Annotated in this window: 21 protein-coding genes and 1 pseudogene; 9 read left to right on the top strand and 13 right to left on the bottom strand. The window is 63.3% G+C overall.

What is annotated here, in order from left to right; translation table 11 throughout:
• Nucleotides 1-68 precede the first annotated feature (68 nt).
• Nucleotides 69-3,113: a TonB-dependent receptor gene (locus EAH75_RS00930; protein WP_140803726.1), complete on the bottom strand. Its 3,045-nt coding sequence runs from the start codon at nucleotides 3,111-3,113 to the stop codon at nucleotides 69-71.
• A gap of 522 nt (nucleotides 3,114-3,635) precedes the next feature.
• On the opposite strand from EAH75_RS00930, the gene EAH75_RS00935 reads away from it, so the two are divergent.
• Nucleotides 3,636-3,974 carry a hypothetical protein gene (locus EAH75_RS00935; RefSeq protein ID WP_140803728.1) on the top strand — a complete coding sequence of 113 codons (339 nt, stop codon included), beginning with the start codon at nucleotides 3,636-3,638 and terminating at the stop codon, nucleotides 3,972-3,974.
• Here EAH75_RS00935 and EAH75_RS00940 read toward each other — a convergent pair.
• Nucleotides 3,960-5,378 carry a sensor domain-containing protein gene (locus EAH75_RS00940; RefSeq protein WP_140803730.1) on the bottom strand — a complete coding sequence of 473 codons (1,419 nt, stop codon included), beginning with the start codon at nucleotides 5,376-5,378 and terminating at the stop codon, nucleotides 3,960-3,962. The genes EAH75_RS00935 and EAH75_RS00940 overlap by 15 nt on opposite strands.
• A 411-nt stretch (nucleotides 5,379-5,789) precedes the next feature.
• Between EAH75_RS00940 and EAH75_RS00945 the strand changes: the two genes are divergently transcribed.
• On the top strand, nucleotides 5,790-6,242 hold the full coding sequence (locus EAH75_RS00945; RefSeq protein ID WP_241668850.1) for a PepSY domain-containing protein: 453 nt from the start codon (nucleotides 5,790-5,792) through the stop codon (nucleotides 6,240-6,242).
• 91 nt (nucleotides 6,243-6,333) lie between these two features.
• Here EAH75_RS00945 and EAH75_RS00950 read toward each other — a convergent pair whose 3' ends face one another.
• Together EAH75_RS00950 and EAH75_RS00955 are read right to left on the bottom strand one after the other, a co-directional pair.
• Nucleotides 6,334-6,759, bottom strand: coding sequence for an organic hydroperoxide resistance protein (locus EAH75_RS00950; RefSeq protein WP_140803734.1), 426 nt, complete (start codon nucleotides 6,757-6,759; stop codon nucleotides 6,334-6,336).
• Between the two features lie 89 nt (nucleotides 6,760-6,848).
• A complete protein-coding gene (locus EAH75_RS00955) occupies nucleotides 6,849-7,316 on the bottom strand; it encodes a MarR family winged helix-turn-helix transcriptional regulator (RefSeq protein ID WP_140803735.1) in 468 nt (155 codons plus the stop codon).
• Between the two features lie 217 nt (nucleotides 7,317-7,533).
• Between EAH75_RS00955 and EAH75_RS00960 the strand changes: the two genes are divergently transcribed.
• Nucleotides 7,534-7,929, top strand: a complete 396-nt coding sequence (locus EAH75_RS00960; protein ID WP_140803737.1) for a hypothetical protein — start codon at nucleotides 7,534-7,536, stop codon at nucleotides 7,927-7,929.
• A 71-nt stretch (nucleotides 7,930-8,000) separates the two neighbouring features.
• Nucleotides 8,001-8,846, top strand: a complete 846-nt coding sequence (locus EAH75_RS00965; RefSeq protein ID WP_140803739.1) for a hypothetical protein — start codon at nucleotides 8,001-8,003, stop codon at nucleotides 8,844-8,846.
• 75 nt (nucleotides 8,847-8,921) lie between these two features.
• Here the strand turns inward: EAH75_RS00965 and EAH75_RS00970 are convergent, their stop codons facing one another.
• From EAH75_RS00970 to EAH75_RS00990, 5 genes and pseudogenes are all read right to left on the bottom strand, one after another.
• Nucleotides 8,922-9,296: a DUF5329 family protein gene (locus tag EAH75_RS00970; RefSeq protein WP_140652684.1), complete on the bottom strand. Its 375-nt coding sequence runs from the start codon at nucleotides 9,294-9,296 to the stop codon at nucleotides 8,922-8,924.
• Between the two features lie 67 nt (nucleotides 9,297-9,363).
• Complete coding sequence (locus EAH75_RS00975) at nucleotides 9,364-10,920, bottom strand: phospholipase D family protein (RefSeq protein WP_140803741.1); 1,557 nt, start codon at nucleotides 10,918-10,920, stop codon at nucleotides 9,364-9,366.
• A 178-nt stretch (nucleotides 10,921-11,098) separates the two neighbouring features.
• Nucleotides 11,099-11,406 (bottom strand): annotated as a pseudogene (locus EAH75_RS00980) (SDR family oxidoreductase); the annotation flags it as partial.
• A 174-nt stretch (nucleotides 11,407-11,580) separates the two neighbouring features.
• On the bottom strand, nucleotides 11,581-12,801 hold the full coding sequence (locus tag EAH75_RS00985; protein ID WP_140803743.1) for an NAD(P)/FAD-dependent oxidoreductase: 1,221 nt from the start codon (nucleotides 12,799-12,801) through the stop codon (nucleotides 11,581-11,583).
• 132 nt (nucleotides 12,802-12,933) lie between these two features.
• Nucleotides 12,934-13,467, bottom strand: coding sequence for a lipocalin family protein (locus tag EAH75_RS00990; protein ID WP_140803745.1), 534 nt, complete (start codon nucleotides 13,465-13,467; stop codon nucleotides 12,934-12,936).
• A 232-nt stretch (nucleotides 13,468-13,699) separates the two neighbouring features.
• Between EAH75_RS00990 and EAH75_RS00995 the strand changes: the two genes are divergently transcribed.
• Nucleotides 13,700-13,888 (top strand): CsbD family protein, encoded by a 189-nt coding sequence (locus tag EAH75_RS00995; RefSeq protein ID WP_140652692.1) that lies wholly within the window; start codon nucleotides 13,700-13,702, stop codon nucleotides 13,886-13,888.
• Between the two features lie 245 nt (nucleotides 13,889-14,133).
• On the opposite strand, the gene EAH75_RS01000 is transcribed toward EAH75_RS00995, so the two are convergent.
• A complete protein-coding gene (locus EAH75_RS01000) occupies nucleotides 14,134-14,931 on the bottom strand; it encodes a DUF72 domain-containing protein (RefSeq protein ID WP_140803747.1) in 798 nt (265 codons plus the stop codon).
• A 168-nt stretch (nucleotides 14,932-15,099) separates the two neighbouring features.
• Between EAH75_RS01000 and EAH75_RS01005 the strand changes: the two genes are divergently transcribed.
• Entirely contained in the window at nucleotides 15,100-16,026 is a 927-nt protein-coding gene (locus EAH75_RS01005) for an ABC transporter ATP-binding protein (RefSeq protein ID WP_140803749.1), read from the top strand.
• Entirely contained in the window at nucleotides 16,023-16,784 is a 762-nt protein-coding gene (locus EAH75_RS01010; protein ID WP_140803751.1) for an ABC transporter permease, read from the top strand. Before EAH75_RS01005 ends, EAH75_RS01010 begins: the two co-directional genes overlap by 4 nt.
• Before the next feature lie 11 nt (nucleotides 16,785-16,795).
• Here the strand turns inward: EAH75_RS01010 and EAH75_RS01015 are convergent, their stop codons facing one another.
• The 3 genes from EAH75_RS01015 to EAH75_RS01025 form a co-directional block, all read right to left on the bottom strand.
• A complete protein-coding gene (locus EAH75_RS01015; protein WP_140652699.1) occupies nucleotides 16,796-17,293 on the bottom strand; it encodes a hypothetical protein in 498 nt (165 codons plus the stop codon).
• A 173-nt stretch (nucleotides 17,294-17,466) separates the two neighbouring features.
• Nucleotides 17,467-18,156, bottom strand: a complete 690-nt coding sequence (locus tag EAH75_RS01020; RefSeq protein WP_140652701.1) for a class I SAM-dependent methyltransferase — start codon at nucleotides 18,154-18,156, stop codon at nucleotides 17,467-17,469.
• A 212-nt stretch (nucleotides 18,157-18,368) separates the two neighbouring features.
• Entirely contained in the window at nucleotides 18,369-18,680 is a 312-nt protein-coding gene (locus tag EAH75_RS01025; protein WP_140652703.1) for a hypothetical protein, read from the bottom strand.
• 169 nt (nucleotides 18,681-18,849) lie between these two features.
• On the opposite strand from EAH75_RS01025, the gene EAH75_RS01030 reads away from it, so the two are divergent.
• Nucleotides 18,850-19,659: a DUF3014 domain-containing protein gene (locus EAH75_RS01030; protein WP_343182721.1), complete on the top strand. Its 810-nt coding sequence runs from the start codon at nucleotides 18,850-18,852 to the stop codon at nucleotides 19,657-19,659.
• 78 nt (nucleotides 19,660-19,737) lie between these two features.
• Nucleotides 19,738-19,938, top strand: a complete 201-nt coding sequence (locus EAH75_RS01035) for an HD domain-containing phosphohydrolase (RefSeq protein ID WP_240046256.1) — start codon at nucleotides 19,738-19,740, stop codon at nucleotides 19,936-19,938.
• Nucleotides 19,939-20,112 lie beyond the last annotated feature (174 nt).

Consider the following 20,112-nt stretch of genomic DNA (forward strand, 5'->3'; position numbering starts at 1 on the left):
TTCGATAAAAAAACCAGACATCCGCGTCGGAACAAGGGGAGGGATGCGCGGATGTCTGGCAGGGAAACTCAATAGTCGTAACTGACGCTCAGACGGAAATACCGCGGGTCTTCGCGATAGAGCGCCGTGCCGTACAGCGGGTTGGGTGTGTAGGCCTGCTGTTCGGAGTTGGGTTGCAGGAAGGTCGGGCGCTGCTCGTTGAACACGTTGAACACGTTGGCACTGAAGCCGAGCTTGTGTGCCGCGAACGCCGGGCGATAAGTCACGCCCAGATCGAGCCGATACGTCCACGGCAACCGACCGTGGCTGCCAGGCGGTGATGGCAGTCCGTCACACCAGTGGTACGCATTGCCGTAGTTCACCGGGTTGGTGTGGTCCGGGCCGTAGTAACCCAGGCAGATGCGCGGGTTGCCCGATTGCACGCTGAGGTTGGCGGAGGCCAGCCATTGCGGATTGAACTGGTAGTAGCCGAACGCCCTGACTTGATGGGTATGGTCGTTGTTCTGCGGGCCGTTGGTGTTCTCCATGATCACCGAGTTGTCCCAGTCTTCGCTGGCCGACGCGCCACTCTGCAGCAGATCGGAGCGCAACTGGCCCTCGGTATTGCCGTAGCTGCGCGAGAACGTGTAGTTGATGCGGCCATACCAGGTACCGTCGAACGGATGCTCGAGGAAGGTCTCCAGTGCGTAGTAGCGACGCTTGAGTTGCGGGAACCCCAGCTCCTGGTTGCTCAGCGTCACGCTGAATGGATTGCCGGTGGGGTCGAGCAGGTTGAACGTGTTCTCACGTCCGGGATTGATGAGGTAGCAGCTATTGCTTGAGCCCACGTCGTAGCCAAGCGCGGCGGCTTTGGCGGTCACCCGGTCGATGTCGCAGAAGTCGTCGATGGCATTGCGCAGGATGCGCTGGGTCAGCTTGGCGCCATACAGCCAGTGGGTGCCGGCGGTCTTGGTGAAGCCCAGGATGAACTCGTCCTGGTATTCGGCCTTGATGTTCTTCGCGGTCACCGTGTTCGGATCGGGCGGATTGCCGAAGGAATTGTTGGCCGAGACCGGATTGGACATCACGGTCAGGCCGGTCGGCGTGCCGTCGGCGGCAATCCCGCTGTAGGTGTAGTACTGCTGGGTTGAAACGTAACCGGAGGCGGCACCGGTCGCGGGGTTGAGCGGCAGGCCGAGGTAGTAACGGCCGGCGTTGCCGAACACCTTGAAGCTCGAGTCGCCGTTGACGTCCCAGCTGAAGCCCAGCCGCGGTGCCCACTGCGGACGGGTCTGCGTGATGAACGGCTGGCCGCTGGAGTTGTAGTCGGTGAACTGGTCGTTGCGCAGACCCAGCGACAGCAGCCAGCGATCGCTCACCTGCCACTTGTCCTCAATGTACTGGGCGCGCTGCTGCGAGCGCACGCTCACCGCGTTGTTGTCGATGTTCTTCTGCACGAAGTAGCCGTCCTGGCCGTTGGCAAAGTCGCCCGGCGCTGGCACGCCGTTGGCGCCGGTCACCAGCGGCTGGTCGGGATGGTCGGTGTGCCCGTAGACCCAGGCATAGCCCGGTCCGGTGTTGCGCGTACCCTGGTGCAGCGCTTCGGCTTTCTGGTTGTCGATACCCAGGCTGATGGTGTGATCGCCCAGGTGATAGCTGACATCAAGGCGGGTGTTGGTGGTCTTGTTGCCGCGCGCGGGATCGGCGAGCGACGAAATCTGCGTATTGCCGCGCGGCACGCCACCGATCAGGGCCGGGTTCTGATTGGTGACGCCGCCGACGTAGGTCAGGCTGTCGTCGTAGTTGCCCGGTCCGTCGTAGTCGTGTGTTTTCATCTCGCCGTACATCGCGCTCACCGTCAGGTTGTCGGTGAGGTAGCCGGTGTACTTGGCCAGGTACAGGTCGCCGCCTTTCTTGGTGTTGTCGAGCGGACGGGTGTACTGGCCGCGGCTGCGCGCGGTGTAGTCGTAGTTGTAGACCGAGCCGGCGCCGATGCGCTTGTCGGAGGCGCCGGTCAGTTCGAGGATATTGCTGTCGTTGATGTTCCAGTCCAACTTGCCGTACCAGCGTGGGTCGTCGTAGTGATATTGCTGGTAGGGCGTCGAGGTGTTGTCGACAGCATTGACACTCTTGCCTTGTTCGCGCTCGAACTCGCCAGCCAGGAAGAAGAACAGCTTGTCCTTGATCAACGGGCCGCCCGCGTAGGCGCTGACGGTCGTGCTCGACAATTCGTTCTTGCTCTTGGGGTTGTACAGGTTCCCGGCCACCGGTGTCTTCGGGTTGCCGTTGGCGTAATAGATATCGGTGTAATCGCTGCGCGCGAACGAAGGCTCCCACAGTACCTGCGCACCGAAGTGCCAGTCGTTGCTGCCGCGCTTGCCGACCTGGTTGATGACACCGCCGTCCGAGCGGCCGTATTGGGCGCTGTAGCCACCGGTGTAGACCTCCTGCTGGTCGATTGCGCCGTAAGGCAGGGTCAGACCACCGGCGGCGTTGAGCGGGTCGGTGGTGTTGAAACCATTGATGTAGTACGCGTTCTCGCTGGCGGCCGAACCACCGAAACTGACCAGGGCCTGCCCGGTGGCGCTGGTGAAGTTGGCGGTATTCCGGTTGACGCCCGGCGCCAGTTGCGCAATCGCCTCGGCGGATCGACCCAGCGGCAGCTTCGCCAGTTGATCGGCGGTCACCACCGTACGCGAGTCGACGCTGGTCACGTCGATGGCAGGCAGGGCGCTGCTGGTGACGTTCACCGCGCTGAGAACGGCTGCGTTGCCGGCGGTAGCCCCCGGTGGAGCAGAAAACGACACGTTGGTCGCTGCACCGACATGCAGGGTGACGTTCTCGCGTGAGTCGACCGTTTTGCCATCCTGCTGCAGCGATACCGTGTAGGCACCCAGCGGCAGTTGCGCGGCAACGTAGCGACCACGCGCATCGACCGGCACCTGGCGAACAAGACCATTGCTGCTCTGAATCAGCACGGTATTGCCGGCGTGATCGGCAACCTGACCTACCAGCGTGCCGGTGGTGGACTGGGCCGAGGCCAGGCTGATGACGCCGAGCCCTGCGCCGAGGGCGATAGCCTGGGCAAGGGGCCGGGTCAAAATATGTCTGCGCGGTGAAATCGTATTGTTCATGTGCTCCCTCGTCGAAGCCGGTGGCGGCGGGGCGCCTGCAACAGTGGGAACTGTTGCGAAACGCCGGACAGTGGTGACTTTGAATTTAGAACGATCTAAATCGTAGGCCGCGGCAGATGGCAGAATCGGATGATCCGAGAAATTTCTACCGTTATGGGGTTGTGAAGCAATTTGTCTCGATCTAAATTCGATTTACCCCACGAACTTGGCGTTGTCGAGGGCGAATGTCACAAAACTGTCGACTCGGTCATGAAAAAGAAATCTGGCTCGGATCTTTTTGCATCAGCACGATTGGAATCGGGTCTTGGCACGCGGACGAAATCATTGCCCGGCCTGCACTGCAGGTGGCGGGACCGAACCGTCCACGCTGGCCCGTCTCCGCAGAAAGCGGCTCCCCTGTCTGGAGCAAATGCATCGGACTGTTTGAACTGCTGGGTGCCGGAAGGAGACTCCCCCCGGGAGTGCTGCTGGTCGCGGTGCTGGAAGGCCAGTACTGGACCTATCCGGCATCGTCGGCGAGTTGTGGCCGACAACTCTCTTTCGATGCTTTCCTCACCCGACCTGATGCACTGGACGAAGCTGCCGCGGGTACAGGAAGCCGCAACAGTGAAATGGGCGAAGAAAGCCATGTGGCCACCGGCGATCGTGACCAGATGCGGCAAGTCCTATGTCTTTTTCTCGGCCAACGACATCTGCAGCGACGAGGAAATTGGCAGCATCGGGGTGGCCGTGGTCGGGCCATTGCACCGAGGCGATGGAAGGGCCGCCCGGGTGTTGCCGGGATCCGTGATTGAGCGCATCAGCGCACGGTCAGACATGGTGCGCCCGACCTGTTCTGGTGGAATGTCACGATTGCAGTGAAATCTGGGGCGACTCCTGTGGCAACGGCTCGGCGGTCATCAGCCAGCGGTTGCCGCCTTGTCGCTTGGCGTTGTACATCGCATCGTCGGCATGGCGCATGAGCTGCTTTTCCTCGCTGCCGTGAGCGGGATGCATGGCGATGCCGATACTCGACGACACCTGCAGGCGATGACCTGCGAGCTCGAACGGCGAGTCGAACGCGGCGCGGATTTTCTCGGCGATCGCCATGGCGTGTTCCGGCAGGTCGATGCCGTTGATCAACACCACGAATTCATCGCCGCCGATACGGCCGACGGTGTCCGACACGCGCACGCAACGGCTGATGCGCTCGGCCACCTGGCACAACAGCAGGTCGCCGATGTCGTGGCCGAAGCTGTCGTTCACCAGCTTGAAGCGATCCAGGTCGATGTACAGCACGGACAGTCGCTGATCGCTCTGCCTGGCGTTGACCAGGGCAGTATGCAGGCGCTCATGAAACAGTTCGCGATTGGGCAGGGAAGTGAGCTGGTCATGCCGCGCGACATACTGCAGCCAGGTTTCGGTCTGCTTGCGCTCGATCGCCGCCGCCACCTGGGTGGAAACGAACTGCAGCAGTGCCATGTCCTTTTCGGTGTAGCGAACGTCGCCGGAATAGCTCTGCACCACCAGGGCGCCGATGATGCCTCTTTGCGTCCCCAGTGGTACGCCGAGCCAGTCGAGCGAATCACGACCGATGATGGGCCCGACCTGTTCGGGCAGTACCACCTGGGTGCCGGGAGTGATCAGCAGCGCTTGGCCGCTGCGGATGACCTCGGCACTGAGCGTGCCGGAGTCCAGCTTGCTTGGGGAGGGCGCCACGTCGTGTTCGTCGACGAAGTAGGGAAAACTCAGTTCGTCCTTCTTCCCGTCGTACAGCGCCACAAAGAAATTTCGGGCAGGCAGAAGCTTGCCGATGATCAGGTGAATATGCCGGAACAGCGCCAACAGGTCTTCGGCCGAATGGGCGGCTTCGGAGATCGCGTGCAGCGCCACCTGCATAAGTTCGGCGCGCTTGAGTTCGGTAATGTCGCGCGCCACTGCGATCCGCATCCCGTCGGCTTCCGACCACGTAGCCGACCACATGATGTGGACGATCCGCCCGTCCTTGCGCGCGTAACGATTCTGGAAGTGCGGTTTGGGCTGGCCGGCCATGATCTCGTTGGCCGCCCGCAGGGTCCTCTCGCGATCGTCGGGATGCACCAGTTCGATCATCGACCTGCCGATGATCTCCTCCGGTGTATAGCCAAAGATGTGCTCGAACGCTGCACTGACGAAAACGTAGCGGCCATGGGCATCCACCACGCAGATGGCGTCGAGCAGCAGGTCAATGACCTTGCCGAGCGTGATGCCGGCCTTTGGGTCGAGGGCGGAAGGCAGCTGGTTCATGAATAACGGTGAAAAAGACCTGGTCTGGCTGGGTGGCGCTGATGGCTCGAAGCCTATCCCGAATCTGTCCGTGTGATGTTCAGCGGTGTTTCCGATGAGGATGCCACGGCTTGGCGCCGGTCACCGTTTCAGCGGCTTGCCGGCCGCGATATCTGATGCTCATCTTGCGCCTATCGGGCAGGCCTGAGCATGGCAAGAATCGACGTACAACAGCGATCAGTTGGCTGGGCGGTTGGCTGACGCAATGGCCCGACTCCACGCCGGGGAGGATGCTGCACGATTTTGCGCTGATGTTGGCGTAGCGCAGAGGCACAGCTACAGTGCTCCGGCCTTCCCTGACTGCGCCTAGGTTCCATGTCACTGACCCATAGTTTCCTCAAGACCGCCCGCACGATCCATCTCTATCTGGGCGTGTTCACCGCGCCGATGCTGCTGTTCTTCGCGATCACCGGCGGCCTGCAGAGCTTCAGCTTGCATGAGACCACGCGCGGCAGCAGTTACACGCCACCGGCGTGGCTGGCGAGCGCGGCGCAGTTTCACAAGAAGCAGACCACGGTGATGCCGGTGCGGCGGCAACCGCCTGAAGTGGTTGCCGCCGGCGGGCGCCCCGACGCTGTGGCAACGGGGCCGTCGCAGACAAACATTCCAGCCCCGGCGGCGGATCGGGAGGCCGGGCGCACCGGGGCGCAGGCGAAAAGCAACCTGCAGCCGATGAAGGCTTTCTTTGCCCTGGTGGCGCTGAGTCTTTTTATTTCGGTGCTGAGCGGCGTCTATATGGCTTGGCGCTACAGCCGCAAGCCCAGGCTCTTCGGCACGATCCTGCTTGCCGGTTTTGCCGTGCCACTGCTGCTCATGCTTTTCTGAGGCGACCGCGAACTGACATGAAGACGGCGGCCTCTTGTGGCTGCCGTCCTCAATTTTGCCGCGATGGCGTTCAGGGGAGAATGCCGGTAGCTCAGACGATTGTCAGCGTGACGTCGATGTTGTTGCGGGTGGCGTTGGAGTAAGGGCACACGATGTGCGCCTTCTGTACCAGCGCCTCGGCGTCGGCGCGGGGCAGGCCGGGGATCGAGATGGTCAGTTCGACCTCGATGCCGAAGCCGGTGGGAATCTGGCCGATGCCAACCTGGCCGGTCACTTGGGTGTCCGCCGGCAACTGCAGTTTCTGCTGGGCCGCCACGAACTTCATCGCGCCAAGAAAGCAGGCCGAATAGCCGGCGGCAAACAACTGCTCCGGATTGGTGCCGTTACCGCCCGCGCCGCCGAGTTCCTTCGGCGTGGTCAGGCTGATGTCCAGCACATTGTCGGATGAAGTGGCGCGACCATCACGACCGCCGGTCGCGATGGCCTTGGAGCGGTACAGAACTTTTTCGATGGACATGGGTGTCTCCTGCGGGTGGGGTGGGTTGTTGCAATTTATAGCTAGCTATTCAATAGCACGCTATTTTATGGATGAAAAAAATGGACTGATCAAACTCTGTCGAACAACTTGCCGCGCAGATCCTGCAATTCGCTTTTCAGGTGCTTCAGCTCGCTGGGCGTGCATTGGGTGGCGCAGAACACCGATTCCTGCACCTTGCCGGCTCTGGCCTGCAATGCCTTGCCGCGGGCAGTCAGCGTGATGACTACGTGCCGCTCGTCCTCGCGCGAGCGGAGACGGGCCACTAGCCCGGCGGACTCCAGACGCTTGAGCAACGGCGTCAGCGTGGCCGAATCCAGAAACAGCCGCGCGCCGATCTCCGACACGCTCTGGCTCTCGTCCTGCCACAACACCATCATCACCAGGTACTGCGGATAGGTGAGCCCCAACGGCTTGAGCAATTTGCGATACACCTTGTTCATCGCCAGCCCGGCCGAGTACAGCGCAAAGCACAACTGCGCATCCAGCCGAGGTGTGGACGCCGTGGCAGTCGATGGCGATGGACGGGAAGTGCTCATGGCTGCGCATATTACATAGCGCGCTACATGATTGCAAGCTACTTGTATCCCTGCACCATTTTTTCCTGCCATCGAATGGATACATCGCATTTGGCAATGGGCTCCCATACCGAACCCAGCTTTCTCCAGCATCGCCGGAATCGCCATTTCGCCGGCCATCGCCTATTTCGCAAGTACCTGCGCTAGGATCGGCAGCACTATCCGGGGGGATTCGATGATGAGATTTCTGGCTGCCAGTCTGCTGATTGGGTGCGTTGCTGTACCCACGCTCGGCGTTGCACAAACGGTGCTGCCGGAGCGCTTTGGCGTCTGCTGGGTGACCAGCGTACCGCTGCGCGAGCATTGGGTTTCGCCGATGTTCGAGCACGAGATGCGGTACGGCGAGTTGTTCGCCGAAACCGAACGCGTAAGCCGGGAGTTCCGCGACGTGGTGCGGGCGAGCGCGCCGGGATTGGCAGCCGATGAACATGCTCTTTGCACGTTCAAGACTACGGCGGCTGAAGGCGAAGCGGAGCACAAGCGTATGCGCAAGTTGTTCCGCTTCAGCGGAGTCGATATCCACGACGTGCCGTGGGCACCCTCGGCAGCACCGCGCTTGTACCCGCGCCGGTAGTCGCATCGGTAGTCGCACTGGTTGCAGCGCCAGCGTCAGCCGTAGCCGTTGCGCGGGTGCAACCTGCAGCCATGCAGCAGGACACCGGCGATATCGAGGGTGACTACTGGAGCCGTATCGTCGACAGCAAGGTGGCCGATGACTTCGACGATTACCTTAAGGCTTTTCCGAAAGGCCGCCATGCACCGCTGGCGCGGCTGGAAGCCAAACGCTTGCGCCGCGGCGATCGGGCTGGAGCGGTGGTGCCTGCCACGCCGATCGCCGCGTCGTCATTCACACCACAGGTGGATCCGACCCTGCCGATCGACGACGCGGTACGCGCCACGCTCACCGATGCGTCGTTCCAGGTTCCTGACGGCCATGGCATGGCGCTGGAACATGCCGGCAGGCGCGTCAGCACGGTAGGCACGGTCAAGGTGCCGATAGCAATGATCAACAAGATGCATCGCGAGGTGGGTAACCTGTGCCGGCTCGAACAGCAGGTCACCGCCGGCGACACCGAACCGTTCGTGACGACCGGCCACGGGCTGACCTGGGCCGGGTTGCTGCCGTTGAGCATTACCAGTCGCATGGCGAGCAAGTACGCCATCGTCAACAGCAGCTACCACACCACCGCGCTCAGCCATCAGGGCGGGCCGCTGTTTCCCCTGGTGGAAGGCGCCGCGCATGCATTCAGCCTGGACGCGTTGAGCGTCGACTCCAAGAATGTGGCAACCGTGGTGAAGCTTGAGCTCAGCTGTCGTGTCGGTGCCTCTGGCCTGGCATCGGCGATCATCGCCGGCACCGCGGGCGAGCAGACCGAACTGCAATGCCGCATGACCTATCCCACCTATCCGACGCTGCCACCGCAGGATCAGGTATATCACTGGTTCAGCGAGGCGGGTTGCTTCGTGCAGGACCCGTCCCGGCCCCTCTGATCAGCATGGTCGCAAGCAGCCGATCAGGCTGGTGTTGCCAAGGTCGTCGTGACGATCGACGCGGGGTCGACTCGATCAGTGCGTGTCGCTGGCCATTCGCGCCTCGTACCCGGCAAGCTTGCCGTGCAGGAACGTGGCTGAATCGATGATGTGCCCATCCTGAAACCGGATCGTGTACTTGATCCCGGACATCGACGAGCCGGTGCCGCAGTACGTGATGAAGTCCTCGGCCGTCTTCACGCGGCTGCCCGCAAAACGCAGTTTAAGGCGCATGTGGTCGGCGGCGCGTTTGGCATCGTACTCGGTGCCGTTGCGGATGAAGGTCGCTCCCTGCAGCGTGGCCACTGACTCGATCAGGTAGGCGATCTTCTGTTGCTCGACATCTTGCTGAGCGAACGCCGGTAGCGCCAGCAGGGTAAAAAGTATCAGTGTCGCGATCATCCTGTGCATGGATTCACTCTGCTGCCGGCGGTGGAGTGCCGCCGGCGTTATGTTGCATGATAGACGGGTGCGCCGATCAGAGCATGCCCTCGATAGGCATGAACCTGAGCAGGTCCACTTCCAGTCGGCGCTTCGTGCTGGCCTCGGGGTCGCGGTGGTAGATCACCAGCTTGCCATTCTTGCTGGCCTGCCATTGCATCCGCCCGCCATGCGGCGCGGTCAGCGTCACGTGGTAGGCGCTGGTAGGCTGGATGGCGGTGTCGAAGAAATTCGTCACCGCTAAAGCCAGGGCCGGGCAGTCGACGATGATGCCCATCTCGGTGTTGAGCAGTTTCGAGCGCGGGTCCATGTTCATCGAGCCGATGAACACCTGCTGCCCGTCGACCACGATCGCCTTCGCATGCAGGCTGACGCCGGAGGAGGTGCCTTTCGCGGTAGCCGGCTGTTCCACGCCGGAGGCCGGGCGCAATTCGTACAGCTGCACGCCTCCTTCAAGCAGCGCGCGACGGTAACGCGAGTAGCCCGCATGCACAGCAGCCTCATCGGTGGATGCGAGCGAATTGGTCAGCACCTCGACCGCCACACCGCGCGTGGCCAGGCCAGTGAGATAGCGCGTGCCGTTATCGCCGGGGATGAAGTAGGGCGAGATCACCAGGACGTCCTGCTGCGCCTGGTCGGTCATTGCCTTGATCTGCGGACCGATGCGCAGTGCACGCGTTCCCGCCTCGTTGGCGTCGATCTTCTCGGGCTGGTCGGCAACCAGCACCGCAGGACCCCAGAACCACGCGCCGGGGCGGTCACCGGAGGGGCCGTTGGGCAGCTTGTCCAGGATCGCCTGCGCATAGTCGGTCTGCGCGAACGCCCGGGCGTCGCGATGCAGGTCCACACGCAGCTGCACCAGGTCGTAGTGGCTGGCGTGCTTGCCGCGGAAGGCTTCCACTGGATAGGCCGCGTCGCAGTTCCAGTATTCGTCGAACGCGTGGGAGGCGTCCTTTACCACCGGGCCGATCGCGATCAGGTCGAGGTCACGGAAATTGGTGTCACTGCCGGCATCGAAGTAGGCGTCGCCGATGTTCCGTCCGCCGACGATCGCCACGTTGCCGTCCACGATGTACGACTTGTTGTGCATGCGGCGATTGAGCCGGTGCGCATCGAGCAGGAACTGCGTGGTCTTGGACAGAAACGACGGCTTGCGTGTGTGGAACGGGTTGAACAGGCGTACTTCGATGTTCGGGTGCGCATCCAGCGCGTCCAGCATGTCGATCGCACTCGTCGCGCTGATGTCGTCGAGCAGAAGGCGCACGCGAACACCGCGATCCGCCGCCGCCAGCAGACGCTGCGCCACCAGCCGGCCGGTCGCGTCATTGTTGAAGATGTAGTACTGCAGGTCGATCGAATGCTGCGCGTGGTCGGCCAGCACGACGCGGCTCATCAGCGCGTTGTTGCTGAGCGTCAGCAGGCGGAAACCGGACTCGTCGATATGCTGTTTCACGGCGGCGCGTATGTAGCGCCCGCTCGGTGTGGCAGTGGCCGGCGGCAGCGCCTTCGAGGGTTGCTTGACGTAGTCGGCGCGCAATGTGGAGCAGGCGCCCAGAAGCAGCCCGATCATCATCAGGATGGCTGCAGCGCCCATACGTCGTGGTATCGCTCTCACGTCTGCCGCCTTCTCGCTCGAACCGGGATCCAGAAGGCCACTGCATCATGCGTGCGTCGACTACTGAAACGCATACGCCATTACGCGGGCCCGATGACTGGATCCGGATTCGGGCACGCCAACACAGTGCCTCCGGCGCCGTGAACGTGGCGCGAGAGAATGGTGTTGCAGATGGCGCGCCAAGCAGATAGAACGCTAGCGCGCCGATGTCCTCCGGCGTGCCGACACGTCCGACCGGATGCTGTGCGTGATCCATCCTGAGTTTCGGTGCCCGTCGTGTGGCGGGCCTGCGCCAGGCATCGGTGGCAATCCATCCGGGCAGGGTCGCATTGACCGCACGTTCGGGCCGGTGCCGATTGCCATGGCATGGGTCAGCGCCGGCAGTCCACCCTGGCTGGCGGCGCAGGCCCCGCTGTCGGGTTCGGGTTGCAGCGCGCAGGTGGAAGCGGTGTTGACGATCGATCCATGCGCTTTCGCCAGCGCCGAGCACCGCCTGCGCAAAATTTCGCGTCCGATGCCTTGCGCGCCACCGGTGATCGGCACCACGCGATCGCACAGCGGCTCGGGGTCGTGGTTGGTAATGGCGGGTGTCAGTGGCATGGGGCATTCTCGAAACAGGGGCGCATGCCTCATTCGAATTCAGTCGTTCCGATCCAGCCGTCCAAATGAAAACAGTTGGGCCAGCGGATGCTTGCGCCGCTCGATCAGGGCGCGTATCAACGGCGCACCCGCCGCGCTGTAGCTGATGCCGTTGCCGCCATAGGCCATGGCGAACTGCACGCGCGAACCGTATTGCGGATGGGGGCCGAAGAACGGCAGGCCGTCGTCGGTTTCGGCAAAGGTACCGGCCCATGCGAACGCGGGCGTCAGTACCAGGTCAGGTATGGCCTTGGCGACCTTCTTCACCAGCTTGCGCGCCTTGCGATCGACGCGCGCATCGCGGCGCGCGGGAATGTCGATGGCATCGTCTTCGCCACCGACCAGCAGGCGGCCGTCGCCGGTGGTGCGCAGGTACAGATACGGCCGTGCCGATTCCCACGCCATGGTGTCGGCCAGCCCATGCAGTCGGGCTGGATCGAGCGGGTCGGTGATGAAGGCGTAGCTGCTGCGGTTGTATGCCACGCGCTGGTCGAGCCATTGCTGGCTGGCATAGCCGGCAGCGAATACGGCGTGCGCCGCACGCAGCCGCACACCGTTGGCGGTATGCAGGGTGACACCGCGCGAGGTGGCGTCGATGCGCATGACAGCACTGCGGTCGAACACGCCGGTGCCACTTTTTTGCAGCCGCGCGAACAGGCGGTAAGCCGTGCGGTAGGGATCGATCCGGGCGGCGAGCTGGCTGAGGATCGCGCCGGGTGCGTCGATGCCGTACGCCTCGCGCAGCGCTTCGGTCGCCAGCCAGCTGACCTCGAAGCCATGCTTGTGGCGCATTGCCAGTTCCGCCTGCAGCACCGGCACGTGGCGGCGTCGGCTGGCGTAATACAGGCTGTGCATGTGGCGGAAGTCGACATTACGCACACTGGCGGCCAACTCCTGCAGCAACGGGATCGCCTCGGCGCAGGCGCGGTAGGCGAGCACGGCGTTGTCCTCGCCGTAGCGCCTGGCCAGGTCGATCATGTGAGTGTCGATCTCGTATTGCAGCAGCGCGGTGCTGGCTGCGGAACTGCCCCAGCCGATATCGCGCTGCTCCACCACGACGACCTCGTGGCCGTGTTCGGCCAGTTCGCTGGCGATCAGCGCACCGCTGATGCCGCCGCCGATCACGGCCACGTCGCAACGGGCGTCTTGCTGCAGTTGCGGGAACGCATGCATCAGGCCGTTCTTGATCGCCCAGAACGGGTAACCGCTTTTCAGATCCATGCCGATCTCACGGGTTTCAGGCGCGCAAGAGGCGCACCATCAGGCTCGGATGTCGCATGTCGCGGTACCGTGAGCGCTGCCGCCGATACCTCCGTTCGACACCGGCATTCTGCGACGCACCAGCGCGTTGGGTCAGTTCACCGGCGCCATGAGCAGCAGGTCTTCCACGGCGTAGCCGCGCTGGCGGGCGCGGTGTTTGATGTCTTCGAACAGCGCGCGAGGCATGTCGGGACGGCGCGCGAGTATCCACAGGTATTTGTGGCTGGGGCTGCCAACCACGGCCCACTGGTAGTCGGGGTCCACCTCGATCACCCAGTAGTCAGCCCATGCCCGCGGCAACCAGCCCAGCCAGGCGGGTGCGAAGCGCACCTTGAACGCGGCGGGTTGGCCATCCTCGATTTTCGCCACGCCTTCCACGGTCTGCTGGCCATCCGCGGTCTGACAAGCATTGCGTACATGGATCGTTCCGTCCGGCATGGGCGTGTAGGTGGCGGTGACCGCGCCCAGGCATTTGCGCTGGAAGAACATCGGCAGGTGCGCGATCTCGTGCCACTGCCCCGCATAGCGGGCGAGATCGAGCGTGGGCACAGGCTGGTTGGGCAGCGCCGGGGGAGCGATGGGCGTGGTGCCAGCCATCATCAGGGTCATGAGCATGACGTGGAGCATGCGCGGTTCCTTGGCGGGTGGGCCGGAGCAGTTGATGCCAACAGTATGGCAGTGCCTTGGGGCTGGCAATGATGAGCACCGGTGAGGGGCGCCCGTGACATGTCGATGACGTTGATGAACGCCGCCAGTTGGGCAACGTCATGCCAACACCACGGTCACGAGCCGCCGACTCGCACAACTCTATAAATGCCCTCGTCTGCAATGTCGCAGGCTTTATTACCGGAGATGGTGCGTGGACAAGAATCGCGTTGAGGGTACCAAACACGAGATCAAGGGTGCAGTGAAGGAAGTGGCTGGCAAGGTCACCGGCAACAAGATGAAGGAGGCAGTCGGAAACCTGGAGAAGAATGCCGGCAAGTTGCAGAAGGAAATCGGCAAGGCCGCCGACGAGCAACGCGACGCGGACAAGCGTCGTCACTGATCGACCCCGGCCAGATCGACCAAAAGGGTGGCGCAGTAAACGCTGCGTCACCCTTGTTTCCCGGCCTCGCCACGGTTTTCCCGCTTTCTGATAAAGCTTCTGGCATAGAAACTGCGGCGATGGGTCTTGCCCAGGCACGTATCCGGTAGAGCAGCTCATTCTTGAGGGACTTTCGGGTATGACATGTTTCCCGGCGAGGCATCGCAGCGTGCATGTGACGCGTGCCCACGCGAAGTGAAGCCGATTCAGTTCTGCTGCGTGGCGCGTACGCGATCCCGCACCGTCAATGCATTGCCCACGGCATGCCCGAGCGCGGTGTTGTCGAAAATGCACCAGCGCTGCGTAGTGCATTGGCTGGGGCGCTGCAGCCAGTGCGAGATGCGTTGCAGCAGGGCGTCGGGGTAGGCGTCGTGGTAGATCCGCGGCGAGCCGTGCAGGCGCAGGTATTGCAACGACTGATCGCCACCCGGCACGGCGGCGCGCAAGAGGCGGGCAGGATCGGCGGCAACGCGCGCGATGCCGTGCTCGCGCAGCGCGCGGTTCATGGCGGGACGAAACCACGTGACGTGGCGTGGCTCGCACGCCACCGGGCCGGCATGCAGGCGCCGCAGCAGGCCGAGGAACGGCAATGCGATCGACGGCTCCCACGCCAGACTGGGCGGCAGCTGCAACAGCAGGCAGCCAAGCTTGTTTTCCAGTGGGCCGATTTCGTCCAGAAAGGTTTCCAGCAGTGTCTGGCAATCCCGCAGCCTGGCCAGGTGGCTTATCGTGCGCGGCATCTTGACTGCGAAGCGGAATGATTCGGGTACCGACGCGGCCCAGCGACGGTAGGTTGCGGGCCGGTGCGGGCGATAGAACGAGGAGTTGATCTCGACACTGTTGAGCACGGTGGCGTAGCGCTCCAGCTGGCTGTCGCCAGCAGCGAACGCCGCGGCGTGCGTCGAGGAAATCGACCAGCCGGCGCAGCCCACATACACCATCGGCACGGCGCGGTCGCCGGGCTGGTTATCGGCTGATGGTTCGTCTGGTGGGGCAGTGGACATGAGTGACATCGACGGTCGGCTCGGGGACTTGCTGCGTTCAGTCTGTCGATGGTCGTGTCAGCCAGCGGTGAACTGCACGGCGCGCACGGGGCTGGCGGCGAGACGCTAGCAGCGATGCCGGTCTGGGCATACCATCGGCCCTCCCCGCACCCCATCCAAGGAGATCGCGTGCCGCCGATCATTTCCGTCAACCAGCTCAGCAAGACCTACGCCTCGGGATTCCAGGCGCTCAAGCAGATCGACCTGGATATCCGCCAGGGCGAAATCTTCGCCCTGCTGGGGCCGAACGGTGCCGGCAAGACCACGTTGATCAGCATCATCTGCGGCATCGTCAATCCCAGTAAGGGCACGGTGCTGGCCGATGGCCATGACGTGGTACGCGACTATCGCGCGGCGCGTGCCAAGATCGGCCTGGTGCCACAGGAGTTGACCACCGATGCGTTCGAGACGGTGTGGAACACAGTCAGCTTCAGTCGCGGCCTGTTCGGCAGGAGCGCGAATCCAGCGCATATCGAGAAGGTGTTGAGGGACCTGTCGCTGTGGAGCAAGAAGGACAGCAGGTTGATGACCCTGTCCGGCGGCATGAAGCGGCGCGTGATGATCGCCAAGGCGCTGTCGCACGAGCCGCAGATTCTGTTCCTGGATGAGCCGACCGCCGGCGTCGACGTGGAGCTTCGCCGCGACATGTGGGCGATGGTGCGTGCGCTTCGCGCCACCGGCGTCACCATCATCCTGACCACCCATTACATCGACGAGGCCGAGGAGATGGCCGATCGCATCGGCGTGATCAACAAGGGCGAACTCATTCTGGTCGAGGACAAGGCCGAGCTGATGAACAAACTCGGCCGCAAGCAGCTGACCCTGCAGCTGCAAAACCGGCTGGAGAACATTCCGCAGGCGCTGTCCGGTTACCCGCTGGAATTGTCGGCCGACGGTCAGCAGCTGGTTTACACGTTCGACGCCCAGAGCGAGCACACCGGCATCGATGTGTTGTTGCGGCAGCTTGGCGAAGCAGGCATCGACTTCAAGGATCTCAGGACCAGCCAGAGTTCGCTGGAGGATATTTTCGTGAATCTGGTGAGGGAACGCGCATGAACATCCACGCGATACGCGCGATCTACGGATTCGAAATGGCGCGCACCTGGCGCACGCTGCTGCAGAGCATCGTGTCGCCGGTGATCTCCACCTCGCTGTACTTCGTGGTGTTCGGCGCAGCGATCGGCGCGCACATGACCGCGATCGACGGCGTCAGCTACGGCGCCTTCATCGTGCCAGGACTGGTCATGTTGTCGCTGCTCACGCAGAGCATCTCCAACGCCTCGTTCGGCATCTATTTTCCGAAGTTCGTGGGCACCATCTACGAGATCCTTTCGGCGCCGGTGTCGCCGTTCGAGATCGTGGCCGGCTATGTGGGTGCGGCAGCGAGCAAGTCGATCATCCTGGGGCTGATCATCCTGGTCACCGCACGGCTGTTCGTGCCGTTCCACATTGAGCATCCGTTGTGGATGCTGGCGTTCCTGCTGCTTACCGCGCTGACCTTCAGCCTGTTCGGTTTCATCATCGGCATCTGGGCGGACAATTTCGAGAAGCTGCAGCTGGTGCCGTTGTTGATCGTGACGCCACTGGCCTTCCTCGGCGGCAGCTTCTACTCGACCCACATGCTGCCGCCGTTCTGGCAGAAGGTCACCCTGTTCAATCCGGTGGTGTACCTGATCAGCGGGTTTCGCTGGAGCTTCTACGGCGTTTCCGACGTCAGCCTGGGCGTCAGCGTGGGGATGACGCTGGTATTTCTCGCCGCCTGTCTCGCGCTGGTGTGGTGGATATTCCGCAGCGGCTATCGGCTGAAGGCGTGAGACGAGCCGGTTCAGGTCAGCGCGGTATACGCGTGGAACGGCAGCTGCGTGGCGCCGGTGCGCGCGACTGCGGGCTCGGCCAGCGCGAGCTGTTCCTTGTTGGCGTCGATCACCACCAGGATGCGGCCGGCGGCGATCTCGTCCTTGAATTTGCGGCTGACCACATCGGGTACCTCGAAGCCGACCAGCTCGCCGATCCAGCTGCCGAACACGGCACCCACCACGGTCATCGCCGCTGCGCCGGCGAAGGTCACACCCAGCGGCGGCACGGCCACGGCGATGAGTCCCAGCAGCAGTCCGGTACCGCCGCCGCAGGCGCCGCCACGAAGCGCGGCGGGATAGAAATCGTTGCGCCCCTGCATCAGGTGATCGGGGATTCTTTCCAGCTCGATGTCCTCGCGGGCGACCAGCGAGATGTCGCGATCATCAATCCCGGCTTCCTGTGCCGCGGCCATGGCGGTTCGCGCAGCGGCCAGGTCGAACGTACTGAAGACGCATCGGGTTTTCATGGGCGCTCCCTCCGTGTTCCGGCCTGGCATCAGTCGCGCGGGGCGGTGTCGGTTCGGGCGTGCCGCGCGGGCACCGGCCGGTAATGTCCGATTTTTGTCGGAGCCGCGTCACCGGCATGTGACCGTGTTGTTATCGAAGGGTACCTGCCGGACCGGCGACGGCCCGTTGTCGATCAGTGAGCGTGCGTCGGCACGCCATTTGCCAATACATCGCCGCGCCGGTAGCTCAGCAGGCGGCCACGAAACGGGGCGACATCGGCGGCATCGAAGCGACTGCGCAACTCGGTGACGGTGAAGCCCTGTTCGACAAGCGCACGGGTGAACGGTGCGCTGTTGCCGCGCCCGGGGTCGGTGATCAGTACCTCGGCGTCGGGCAGCGCGTGGCGCAACACCATTGCCGCCAGCAGGTCGGCATGGCCGCTCTCGTACAGGATGTCGCTGCCGATGATCAGGTCGAAGCGTCCCAGCGTGACGTCAGGCACCTCCCAGCGGAGGTCGCAATAGACGATCGCCAGCAACTGGTTCTGCGCCGCGTTGTGGCGCAGGAACGACTCGGCCAGCGGGTGATGGTCGCTGGCGGTGATGTCGGCATCGCGCTGCTGCAGCACCAGGCTGGATAACCCGAGTCCGCAGCCGAGTTCGAGGATGCGCTTGCCGACGATGTCATGCGTGGCCATCGCCTCGGCCAGCACGCGCCCGGCCGGCCATACCTGGCCGAACAAGCTCCACAGCGCCGAGGAGATGCCGATACGGTCGGCCAGCCGATGCGGATCGGCAAACTGCTGCAGATCGCTCAGCGCACGGATGCGGTAGTCGTGGCCGCCGAGGCAGACGCTGAGTTCCCGGGTGGCGTAGCCTGGCATGAGAGCTCCCGTGGAGGTGTCGTCACGGTCGGTACAACTCCTCAGGCGGCAGGGAAATGCCTGGAGTCACCGGACAGGATGGGCAGGAGAAGGGAGCGGGACGGCGATCGTCGTCAAGGCGCTGAAGAGGAACGGAAGCAAGCCCATCCTATCTGCAATGGGGTTAGGTTCGGGTCAATTCGCGCGGAGCGGTGTGACGGTCATGCGCAGGCTCACTCGTCATCCCATTGCACTTCGACCGCATCCGCATCGAACACTCCCCACCAGTAGCTACCCAGTCGCAGCCACCCGCTGCGGATGCGATGCGTGGCGTCGTCGTACACCTTCACATGCATGACGACCTGTGACTTGCTGGTGGTCAGCCACATCCGCCACGGCGGAAAGTAGCTGCGTTTCGCTTCGAGGATCCTGAAGCCGCAGGACGCCGCCCATGCGGCCAGCATGGATTTCGTGCGCGCCAGGTACCAGAAGATGTAGGGCGGGATCAGTGCCAGCAGAAGGATTGGCAGGAGCAGATGGCTCATGGGGCGATGGCTGCGAAGGTCGGAGGGCGGTTGCCGCGGCCATGATAATCGGCGTGGTGAACCTCAGGCGATGAACAAATGGCGCTGGTGCAAGTCCAATACTCCGATGAAACGGAAAACGGGAAGAGTCATGCGTAGAGAGTCGTCGGTGGCAAGCTGGATCGGAGCGGTGTTGGTCGTACTGGGCGTCGTCGTGGCAGGTGTGTATCTGGCGCGCACGGCGAGGCAGGCTGAAGCGCCGTCCACGATTGCGCCAGCCAGCTCGTCGTCGATGGTCTCCAGCGCGTCACCCGCATCGATCCAGCATCCGATCACCCAGGCCGACGCTGGGCCGGCCGCGGCCTCGACCGCCGCGCTGCCGGCACTTGATGACAGCGATGCCAGTGTTGCCGCGGCGCTGGCGGCGCTGGCGAAGGGCAGCGAGTTGCCATCGTTGCTAGTGCGGCAGCAGATCATCGCGCGCATCGTGGCGACCATCGACGCGTTGCCGCGGCGTGGTCTGGCCAGTTTCATGTCGCCGCTGCATGCGCCGAAGGGCAACTTCGTCGTGGACGAAGCCGAGGGCACGATCGTTATCGGCGCGCAGAACAGCGCGCGTTATGCACCGTACATGCGGGTCGTCGATGTCGCCGATCCGCAGGCGCTGGTAGCGTGGTACGCGCATGCCTATCCGCTGTTCCAGCAGGCCTATCAGCAACTGGGCTATCCGAAGGGCTATTTCAACGATCGCCTGATCGTTGTCATCGACAACCTGCTGGCGGCGCCGGAACCGGGCCGGTCACCCGCGGTGATCCTGTCGAAGGGGTTCTACGTCTATGCCGACCCCGCGCTCGAATCGCTGTCGGCCGGGCAGAAGTTGCTGCTGCGCGCCGGCCCCGCCAGTGAGGCGAAGATCAAGGCGAAGCTGCGTGCGATCCGCTCCGCCCTGATCGGCCAAACCCTGCCTCCCGCGCCGGCTGCCGCGAGTAGCTCTGGTTAATCGTGTCCTGTCGCGCCTGCGCCTTGGGCCCGCGCAGGTGCCGCCCATGACAGCCTCGCATGGGCGATGAACATCGGCATGTTCGAACTGCAGCAGCTGCAGGCACTGGAACGTCCGCTCGTGGACGCGCAGCAGGAAGCGATACGAAACCATTGCGAGCGCAGCGCCGCCATGTTGCGTGAGCACGGGATGAGCAGCGAGCCGTGGCTTGATATCGTGCAGGATCATCACGAGCGCCCGGACGACAGCGGTTATCCGGCCCATATGCCGTCGCGGTGATGTGTCAGTCCATGCGGTAAGCGAGGTGGTCGGCCTCGACATCCTGCAGTTGACGGTAAGTATGGAGGCGTCGTGGGGAACCGATGCTACTTCGTGAAGCTGCTTTGATACGGCTGGCGGCGGCCCAGGAATCGTGCGATACCGCACGCCCCAGCCCTGGGCGATCAACGCTGT

The sequence above is a fragment of the Rhodanobacter glycinis genome, assembly GCF_006438785.1.
Classification (GTDB): Bacteria; Pseudomonadota; Gammaproteobacteria; order Xanthomonadales; family Rhodanobacteraceae; genus Rhodanobacter; species Rhodanobacter glycinis_A.